Annotated in this window: 4 protein-coding genes; all 4 read right to left on the bottom strand. The window is 60.5% G+C overall.

The genetic code is table 11. From position 1 onward, the window contains the following. Positions 1-338: 338 nt before the first annotated feature. On the bottom strand, positions 339-4,202 hold the full coding sequence (locus AC3VI7_RS05395) for a DUF3427 domain-containing protein (protein WP_489668822.1): 3,864 nt from the start codon (positions 4,200-4,202) through the stop codon (positions 339-341). A 351-nt stretch (positions 4,203-4,553) separates the two neighbouring features. After that, the gene (locus AC3VI7_RS05390; protein WP_489668823.1) at positions 4,554-9,080 is read right to left on the bottom strand and encodes a cadherin-like domain-containing protein; all 4,527 of its coding nucleotides are present in this window, start codon (positions 9,078-9,080) and stop codon (positions 4,554-4,556) included. A gap of 31 nt (positions 9,081-9,111) precedes the next feature. Then, a complete protein-coding gene (locus AC3VI7_RS05385; protein ID WP_489668824.1) occupies positions 9,112-9,936 on the bottom strand; it encodes a hypothetical protein in 825 nt (274 codons plus the stop codon). 80 nt (positions 9,937-10,016) lie between these two features. Then, complete coding sequence (locus AC3VI7_RS05380; protein WP_489671068.1) at positions 10,017-10,964, bottom strand: hypothetical protein; 948 nt, start codon at positions 10,962-10,964, stop codon at positions 10,017-10,019. Positions 10,965-10,969: the final 5 nt, after the last annotated feature.

Here is a 10,969-nt window from a genome sequence, read left to right as displayed (position 1 = left end):
AAGGCCTCACGGGCGCTGTTGCGCTCAGCAATCTTGATCGTGTCGTGCGTCAGGCTGGCGCGATACGCACTGCGATACACCTCAAAAGCCGCATTGATCTGCGCCAAACTCGGCGCCGGTGCCGGCCCCACGGCTCAGGGAAACGCGCATTCCCCGTCAACGACGCCACGATCAGCGCCACCTTGGTCTGAAAGTCCGATTCGTTCAGCCGCACAAAATTCGTAATCACCTTAGCTTGCATGGAGAACTCCCGTTTGATTGAAAGGGCGTCCCATTCTTTGCCGCGCAGCGACTTGAGCTGTATCCCCCCAAAGTTGGGTTGAGGGGGGATGCGGGAATCAGACCCGGAACTGGATGCTCATCGGGGCACTGCCTTCATGTGACCGATAAGTCACGCGACCGTGATAAACGAATGGCGCACTTTTCCCAGCTGAAAGCTTGCTGTCGCGCACGAATAGATGAATAGCGACACCCAGTTCCTCGTGATGAATGAGTGCCTGACCACGCTTGCTGGCGGGCGTTGTGGCGTTTTGGCTTTGCCAGTGGAAGGTGTGCGCGTCGAGCCAGCGGTCGTGATAGCGATGCGCTTGAGCCTTGCCTTGCTTGTTCAATGTCACCAACAAGATGTGCGCTTTTTTGTCGTTGAGCACCACATGACCGTTATTCCAGTTTCCGGGGTTGAACTCTTCGCCAAACAAGGGCGGAATGTCTTCTCGGGCGAAGGATTCACCCACCGCCAGATCCAGCGGATCGACTACAGCACGCAAACGCGCCAACGTCCGCATGTCATCGGTGGCGAGCATGTCGGCGTATTCGGGGTTGTTCGCCTTCAAGATGTACTCGCCTGCTGCGTTCTTGGTGACGACACGCAGCAGGTATTGGTTATCCCCTGATTCGTCTTGGCGCTCAATCGCCATCACGCTGCCTGTGATGGACCCCGCGCGACTTGGGTTAACGAGTTCAAGCAGCAAATAGTCGCCATCGCGGATGGGTTGCTTGCCACCATCCATGGATCGGCCTGAAGCCTTTGCGATGAAATGCCGACCGGGGTCCAGCTGTCCATAGCTGACCGGCAGTGCGCGATGTTCTTCGGCATCAGTTCGGCCTGTTCGGAAGTGCCCGCAAGCAATCTTGAGGTTTGGGAAGTACGGCAATTCGACCGCTTCGCGTGGTTGGACCGGGAAAGGCACAACGTTATTGGTTGCTGTCTCGCCCGCCACCGGAGCCAAACGGACTTCGTAGCTAGCAAGGCGGAAATCCACCAGCTCCTGCAATAGCGCTGCCAGCTGCTCAGTCAGCACACTCGGTACGTCCTGTGCGAGGCGGAACACATCACCCACATCTCCTCGTTCAACACGGAAAAGCACGTTTGCACCCGCTGCCCGGTTACCACCGATCCAGGCGTTAACCGGGTTCTTGCGCCAATAGGTCGCCCAGGCGGTCGAATCGCCCGCCACACCGGCCACATCTGGGGGTAAATCAGCCAGCAAGGCTCGGCGGCGCTCCAGCACCTCGCGTGAGCGCCGGTTCAAGCGCGATAAAGACACCGCTGAGCTCAGGCCATCAAGTTCCAAGAAAGCCTCAAGCAACACCATCTTGAAACTGCGTGTCATGGCAGAGGTTTCCACCTCATGCAGCAACGCACCAAAGGCGGCAACAGCGTGTTCTTCCTCTTCGCTCAAATCCCCCAAGCTGCGGACCAGCTCGAACCAATGCCCTGCCTGTTTGCGCATGGCCTGCACGCTGGAGCCTGAGCGGTGGAACTCAGTCAGCGTCGGGCGTCGGCCAAGCGTATTGCGCAAGGCTTCGTAGTCTTGGCGCGGGCCATGGCTGTTCAGTTCTTTGAGAAAGTCGATGATGCGCAAGTCATAGTTGACGAAGCACCCCAGCGGCAGTTCCAGCTTCTTTTCTTGCACTTGCACAGCAAACTCTGCCAGCGCGTGAGAGCTGACCCCAACACCGAACAAGGCCTGCGGCTGGCGCAAGAAAGCACGGTGATTGCCGATGAAGTCCAGCACCACCAAATGGCTTTTACCTTCGCAGCGACGTAAACCCCGTCCGAGTTGTTGGAGGAACAAGATCTTCGATTCGGTCGGTCGCAACATCATCACGGTGTCAATGCCGGGTAAATCCACCCCTTCGTTGAACAGATCAACGCTGAACAGCACTTGCAATGTTCCGCCTTGGAGTTCTTCCAGCGCCTGTGCCCGGCCAAGGATGGAGTCGGTATACACCGCCGCAGCCCTCACTCCTGCCAATCTGAACTGCGTCGCCATGAAGTCAGCGTGGCGGCGCGAAATGCAAAAAGCCAACGTGCGGCTCTGGGCGCGTTCTCGCCACTCCTTCAGGGCGTGTCGAGCACGCGCCAGCGTTGCCAGCTTATGGACAAGTTGCTCGGGGTCGAAGCGGCCGTTGCGCCATGGCACATCGCGGTAATCCACCGACTCGTCCAAGATGCCGTAGTAGTGAAACGGGGCCAACAGACCAGCGCGGATGCCATCAAAGAGCTGGCAAGTGTGGACAAGGTTGTCATCGCACAGCGAGAGGATGTCGGACTGGTCGGTGCGCTCTGGGGTGGCAGTCAGACCCAGCAGAAATGCGGGCGCAAAGTGGCCCAATAAGCGCCGGTAGGTGGCCGCAGCGGCGTGATGGAACTCGTCGATCACCACGTAATCAAAGTGGTGCGGTGCAAAGCGTTCAAGGTGCTCGGCGCGGCCCAATGTTTGAACCGAGGCGCAGAGGATGTCCACCTCTGCATCACGTTTGCGGCCGGTATAAGCCCCAATGCGAGCTGTCGGACGAATGCGCAAGAAAGTTGCAGCCGCTTGGGCCAAGATTTCTTCGCGGTGGGCCACAAAGAGCACCCGCTGAGCCCCAAGTTGCAGGGTGTCAAAAGCCGCCAACCACGTCTTGCCCAAGCCGGTAGCCAGCACCACCAAGCCACGCCGAAAGCCTTGAACTCGTGTCTCTACGAGTGCCGCAAGTGCGGCACGTTGCACAGCAGTGGGTTCGGGCAAAGCCTCTTGTTCGTCGCTGTCGCTACCCGATGCGATTGCCGCACTCGTTATGGCCATCGGCGGCGGCTTACGACGTTCTTCGTAGGCTTCGATCCAATCGTCCGTCAAGGGCACGGTGTTGGCATCGGCAAAGCGCCGCTCAAAATGCTGCCTCGCCTCCAAAAAGCCGCTGTCACCGGGATACACCACCCGGTAGTTCCATTCCAGTCCTTCTTTAAGCGCTTGTCGGCTGATGTTGCTGGAACCGATGAAGGCGGTGCCCTCGACCAACTCACCTTGTTCCAACCGAGCAAACAGATAAGCCTTGAGGTGAAAACTGCCACCCCGCGTCACATGCACGCGCACGTCGGCTCCTTGCTGTTGCAGCAGGAGCAACAAACGCAGTGCTTCAGGATCGGTGATGCCCAAATAGTCACTGGTCAGCAAGCGCAACCGGCGTTCGGTGTTGTTCACCACGGCCTGCAAGTCAGGCAGCAGCAGTCGCAATCCGGTTGTCTTGACGAAGGCCACGGCCAAATCAACGTGGGTGGCTCGGGCACATGCCGCCGAAAGCTGGGGCAGGAAATGATCCTCGCGACCACCTGTGATCAACCGGCGCGATGGTGCGCGGCGCAGCAAAGCGTTGGTCCAGCGTTCAAAACGCTCTGGGCGGCGATCATCAGTCAGCCAAATCTCGGGCTCAAGGGCCTCAGGCAATGAAGCAAACCATCCCCTCAGGGTTGGCTCATCGGCGTCGGTGAAGCCGCGCCCATGGTGGACACGCTCACCCTGACCATGTTTGAAGCTCACGTAGAGCGTCCCGCCCGGTCGCAGTGCCCGCCACAAACGCATCAACACCTCGGGTACATCGGCTTGGGCCACATGCAGCAGACTGGCACAGCACCAAATGCCATCAAAGCAAGCGATGTCCTCGACATCCTCAAAACGCCGCACCGCCACCCGGAAACCACAGTGTTCAGAGGCCAGCGCCGCAAGCGCTGGTGAGGCGTCAAAAGCGCTGACACGGTAGCCCTGCTCCGCAAAGGCTCGGGCATCGCGCCCTGAACCACATCCGGCATCCAACACCGTCGCTCCAGCCGGCAATACGGCCAAGAAGCGCTCATGCAACGGGGCCATGTCCACCCCGACCGTGCTGGCGAAGAACTCAGCGGCGTGCTGGTTGTAAAAGTGAGCTGTTTGGTCCATCCCTGAGCTGACGTGGGTTCATGCGGTCAGTGGGCGAGGAGGATAAAGCAAACCGAGGTGCCTGCTTGGGCGCAGCGAGGTGGTTGCTCCGGCACACCATAAGCACAGCTCGGGAGCCGATGGGGCGGTGCTTAGGCACATTGCGGGCACTGCCCGGGAGCAGACAGGTGTGTGCTCGGGCGCACCGTGGTCACTGCTTGGGGGCAGAGAGGCCGGTGCCCGGGCATACCGTGGGCAGTGCTCGGGCACGTTGCGGGTGCTGCTCGGGATCAGAGATGCGGATGCTTGGGCGCACCGTGGTCACGGATCGGGAGCGGAGGGGGCGGTGCTCCCTCTTGAGCAGCACTCTTTTCAAATAACAGCCATGGGCAAATGGGTGAAGGGGTCGATGGTCACCGTTGTTGGCGTGGGTACCGCGCTGTTGACATAGGCAAAGGCACTGATGTTGAGGCCCGCCACACCACTGAGGGTGGTGATCGGCAGCGCTGCACCGGGGCCGTTGCCATCGGCGTCCCACGACAAGAGGCCGGTGGTGGTATCAAACAGCAGCACCGTGGTGGCGCTGGTGGCCACCGCACCCGCTGCACTCACCAGTTGGTTGGCATTGGGAAGGCCATTCAGGGCCGTAAAGATGGCCGTATCCAACACCAGATGATCCGTGCCCGCCACAAAGTCGGTCACGGTGTCGGCGTTGGCCACCGAGGGGGCGGTGTTAAAGACGAACTGATCGGCACCCGCGCCACCCGTCAAGGTGTCGTGGCCCAGCCCGCCGCCGAGCCCGTTGTTGGCGGCATTGCCCACCAAAACGTTGTCCAGCTCATTGCCGGCCCCATTGATCGTCGAGGCCTTGGCCAAGATTTGGCTTTGGATTTGTGCAGCCAAAGTCACCCCCGTGGCCAAGGTAGCAGCCGTCACCGCAACACCGCCGATAGTGGCGGTTGCATTAAGTAAGGTGAGGTTTTCAACGTTGGCGGGCAGCAAGTAGCTCACGCCCGCTTGGACGGTATCCAAGCCCTGCCCGGCCAGCTCGGTCACCACATCGCCGGTCAAGCCGCCTGTGCCGACCACATAGATGTCATTGCCCAAGCCACCCACCATCGTGTCGCTGCCCAAGCCACCATTGAGGGTGTCATTGGCCGCGCCGCCGGTGAGTACATCGTTGCCCACCGTGCCACCCAAGGTGCGTGGCACCTCGACAGCCAGGCTCCACAAGGTCGAAACCGGCAGATTCACCCCATCCGAGGCTTGAACGCTGATCGACAGCGCCGTATCGGCACTGACTGTGGGGGCGGTACCGCTGAACGTACCCGTCACCGCATCAAAGCTCAACCATGTCGGCAAGGCCGCACCATTGGCTTGGGTGGCACTGAGCGTCAATGTGCTGTCTACGTCAGTAAACAAGCCGTTGGGCAAAGCGAAGCTAAAGGGCTGTGCCGTGGCGGCGGCACCGGCCACCAAGGTCTGGGCCACGGCGGCGACCAGCACCGGCGCGTCGTTCACGGCGGTGAGCGTGAATGCTTGCGTTGCCGGCGTGACACCACCGTGGGTATCGAGCACGTTGTAGCTCAGGCTCACCGGGCCATTCAAGTTCAAGATGGGCGTCAAGGCCCACGTGCCATTGCCGTTATTCACCACCGTGCCAGCGGTGCTGCTAAGCGCACCCACCGACATCACGTCACCGTTCAAATCGGTGTAGCCGGCCAGCAAATCAGCAGCGTTGATCGTGTAGGTGATGTCTTCCGTCCCTGCGGCCAAGACGGCAGCCGTCCCGGTCAAGCTGGGCGCGTTGTTGACGAAGATCGGTAGGCTCGTGGTGGTAACACCCCCTTGAGCGTCCACCACGTCATAGAACAGATCGACCAACCCTGTGGCCGCCCCGGCAAAGGGTGTGAATGACCAAGTGCCGTTGTTGTTATCGACGCTGCCACCCGCCACCGAGCGCAAATTCGACACCGAAAGGGCATCGCCCTCGACGTCCGTCCACCCGGCAAGCAAATCAGCCACCTGCAACAAACCAGACTGGCCGATTTGTGAGAAAGGCAAGGTGGCGGCGGTTCCGGTCAACGCCGGCGGATCATTGACCGGCGACACAAAGAAGGTCTGCACGGCCGGCACACTGGCCCCCAAGCTATCGACCACGCTGTAGTTGAGCGTCACCGTGCCATTGAAATTCAACGGCGGGGTGAAGGTCCATAAATTGTTGCCGTTGATGATGCCGTTATTGACCACCGCACCCACACTGCTGCTCACATTGATGACAGACAGCGTATTACCGTTGGGGTCGGTGTAGCCCGTGAGCAAATCGGGGGCACTCAGCCCGACAGGAAAATCTTCTAACCCCGGGGTAAGCGCCATCAAAGGCAGCGTCAAGGCCGGCGGATCGTTCAAGGCAAAGGACTGCGAGGCCGGCGTGATACCCCCCTGACCATCCATCACGTTGTAGGTCAGGCTCACCAAACCATTGGTGTTACCCACAGATGGCGTGAACGTCCATGTGCCATTGCCGTTGGGGAGCACCGTCCCGGCCCCGCCCAGCACCGCCAGATTGGCGACCGCCAGCGGATTGCCATCGACATCGGTCCAACCCACCAAAAGGTCTGCATCCTTGATCACCACGGCCAAGTTGCTGGTGGCATAGGGCAAAACGGCAGGGGTGCCGGTAAGCGCCGGCGGATCGTTCACGGGCGTGAGCGTCAGGCTTTGTGTGGCTGCGGTCGCCGCGCCCACAGCGGGCGCAAGCAGCAGATCCACCACGTTGTAGCTCAGGCTCACCGGGCCGTTGAGGTTCAAGGTCGGGGTAAACGTCCACGTGCCGTTGTGGTTGTCTACCGTGGCCCCACTGGTCGAGCTGAGATTCGTCACCGTCAGCGGGTTGCCATTCGGATCGGTATAGCCCACCAGCAAGTCACTGACCAGCACGGTGTAGGGCGTGTCTTCAGTGCCCGCCGGCAGCGCCGCCAAGGTGCCCGTCAGCACAGCAGGATCATTGATCACGAAACTCTGATACGCCGCCGTGATGCCCCCCTGACCATCCAATACGTTGTAGTTCAGGCTGATAGCACCGTTAACACCGGCGTTTTGCATGAAGGTCCACGTGCCATTGAGGTTGTCCACCACCACACCATCGGGCGATGTCACGCTGGCCACCGACAGGGTGTCGCCGTTGGCGTCGGTGTAACCCTGCAAAAGCTGCGCGCTACTCAGTACCACCACCGTGTTGGACAGCACATTGGGCAAAGCAGCCAGTGGCGCTGTTTGGGCTGGCGGCGTGTTGGCACCCAAGCCCCCATTGAGCAAAACAGTCACACCGGCGCTGACTCCATCGACCGTGACCAGATCCGGACGACCATCGCCGTTCAAATCAGCAACCGCCAAAGCGTTGGGGCTGAGACCGGCGGTAGCCTGCGCTGACGCAGTCCCAAAAACACCCGCGCCCATGTTGGTCAGAATCGACACTTGGTTGTTGATCTGATCGGCCGTCACGATGTCGATCAAACCATCGCCATTGACATCCACCAGCTTCACCGACATGGGGTTGAAGCCCACAGCCATCGACTGGGCAGGGGCAAAACCGCCCAGTTTGTCGTTCAGCAAGATCGACACGGCATTACTGCCACTGTCCGCCGTCACGATGTCGGGGAACGTATCGCCATTCAAATCGGCCACAGCAACGCCCAAGGGGAAAGTCCCCACGGCATAGCTTTTAGCGGCACCAAAGGTACCCAAACCCGTACCGGGCAGAACGGAAACATCCCCGCTGGCGTTGTTGGCGGTGATGACGTCCAACTTGCCGTCACCGTTCACGTCGGCAATCGCTACAGCCTTCGGGCTATGGAACACCACCGGACCAGCCACCGGGGCCACGGCATAGCCCACAGCAACCGGGAAGTTGCCGGTGCCATTGCCCAGCAGCACCGAGACCGTATCGCCGGTATCAGCATCCGCCGTGACGATGTCAAGGAAGCCATCACCGTTCAGATCAGCCAAGGCCAACCCATAGGGCATGGCCCCAGCGACGGGAAACGCCGTTGCAAGGCCAAAGGTCGCACCGCCCGTATTGAGTAAAACAGAGACTTGTGAATTGGAAGTGTCCGCCGTCACGATGTCCAACAAGCCATCGCCGTTCACGTCGCCCAAGCTCAATGATTGAGAACCCAGCATGGTCACGGGATAAGCGGTGGCCGTGACGGTATTGAAGCCGCCCAGTCCATCGCCGGTCATCACGACCACCTGACCCGTTGCTTGGTCAAGCACGACCAGATCCGGCTTGGTATCAGCATTGAGATCACCCAACGCCAAGGCCATAGGCAGCGGAGCCAGTGCCGCCAGGCTCACGGCCTGCGGGACGCTCCAAGTGGCGGTGGCCAAATGCGCCAAGGTGCCACTCCAGCCAGACACGGCCAAGGCGGCCACCGTGGAAGACGCCCCATGGCTTTGCGCTTCAAGCACCCAGTTACCGCCTTGGGCGGCTGAACCCGTGAGATCGGTCGAAGCGGCAACCGCTGCCCCCGAGGCTTGTGCCAACTGATCCACAAAGGCTTGACCCGCCGGGCCGGCGGCCAAGTCGCAAGCGTAGAACAACAGCGCACCGCCCGGGGCAAGATGGCTACCGATCTGAGAGAAGGCCTTGGACTGATCGGTGCCCAGCAGCGAGAGGCTGTCGATCACCGTGCTGCCGAGCGTCAACTGCCCCGCTGCGCCGTGGCTGAAAACGTCGATAGCGCTTAAGTTTGAGTAGCTTTGCAGCGCGGTGTTGATCTGGCTGAGGGCGTCCTGGGTCGGGTCCAAGATAAGCACGTCAACACCCGTACCAAAACTGGCGACCAGGCCGGCCGAATTCGCCACGCTGGCGTCGATGATTGCAAGACGAGAAGCCATGATGGATGGGTCCCTTGAAGTCGTTGTTCGGTTATTCGGACGTCAGCAAGCGCAGCGTCACGGCGGGTGAGCCCGTCAAATCTGAGTTGACTTGCTCAACCAGATACACCTTGGTGACACCCCCGACCGTGAACTGATAGGCCTTGAGGCTGTGAACCGTCGATCCCAAATAACTACCACTCGTGGTATGGGTCAAGACGGTCGTGTAGCCAGCAGCTCCGAGCATCTGATTGATGGTCGCAACATCGCCCGGAACAGCGAGGTTGGACGAGATGAGAGCCCCCGTGCCATCGAAGATCATCGTGGGCGTGGTATCAGCGACACAGTCATGCACCGCACGGAACGACTTGCCGGCCAAGCCAGTAGCACTGGTGATGGCGGTCGCCTTGCCCTCGGCATCGCTGGAAGCCGTAGCAAGTGCCACGTAGTGGGTGGTCGGTGTGCCGCCTGTACCCGCAGTGCCATCACAAAGCATCAAGACTGCGCCATTGCGCGCACTCCAGAGCGTGAAGGGGGTGCCCGCCGAGCCGGTAGCGCTGAATGTGGCCGTGCTGGCGGTACCACTGGTCAGGGTGAGGGTGCTGTTGCCATCGACCCCCAAAGACAGCGCAGCTTGCGTGGCGGTAACCGCACTGACGGCCCCGGCCCCGGGTGAGGCCAACACCGCACTGCTTTGCAGCAAAGCCACCGAGCCCGTCTTGTACACCGTGTACTGCGAAGCCGCCAAAGCCACAGCAGTGGGTGTGGGTGTCGGCGTGGGGGCTGCGCCACCACCACCGCCGCCACAGGCCACCAAAACGGACAAGGTGACTGACAGGGCCGGCAAGGCCAACCAAGCTCGAACACATGAGGCCATTTGCCCCTCCTGAGATAAAAACAAAAGAAAAATTGAGCGCTTCGCTTGGCAAGGCAATCTAGCCGTGCCATGTATCGGGTTTATTGCGGAACGGTGATTTCAACCTGCGTGGGGGCGACTTCAAGCACATACCGTTCCACGGGGTCGGATTCGCTGACCATGGGTGACCAGCGCAGCGGCAACACGTCCCGCAAAACCACGTTCAACGCCGGATGCCCAGCGCTATCGAGCAACGTCACCGTGATCGTTTTGCGCATGTCCTTGAACTGCACGACCACCTCTTGGAACCACTGGAACCAAGCCGATGTGTGAGCTGATGTCAGGGTGAATTTGACCGTTTCAGTACGACCCTTGGGGCTGATACGCAGCTGCCCTGAACGCAACCCGCCCGACTCACCCACCAAGTTGACGCCATATTTGAAACCCACCATGCGCAGGGCCGTGATCGGCTCCAACCCTTCGGCGCTCAAACGCAGCGCATCCCCCGCAACAGCGGCATGGGTGGCACTGACAGCTTTGACACATTTGGCCGTGCCAAGCAGTTGCGCCAGTTGCTGGTCGGGCATCACCTCAAACTCAAACTTGGGAGCCCGATCCGGCAAGGTCGGCACCGTCACAGCCACCACCACCGGACTGGTGAAACGCGTTGAATGCAGCACTGTTCCTGTAGAGCCCACGCTCACCAACTCTAGGTAACCCCCCGGTGCTGGGAAACTGCCGGTATGGGCGGTCGTGGCGCGCAAGCCAGCGGCCAGACTTTGAACATCAGTCCCCCGGCTGGCTTGCAACAAGATCGGCTCCCACTTGCGCGCGCCCAAGCTCACGGGGGCCGGCGGCCATTCCGTGCCGCTCGCCGTGACCCGCTCAGCCACCAAACTGCCGCCCGACCAATCACGCACACCCAAGGCCACAGCCTCACCCGTGACCCCTTGGTAATTGATACAGAAATTCTCATCAGCCCCATGGGCCAAAGGAACACTGACCCACCAAGCCAAAGCGCAGTAAGCACCGTAGCGGGCAGACTTCATCGTGA

It is taken from the genome of Leptothrix toolikensis (SeqCode) (assembly GCF_057922285.1).
This window is presented reverse-complemented; position numbering and strand designations above follow the sequence as displayed.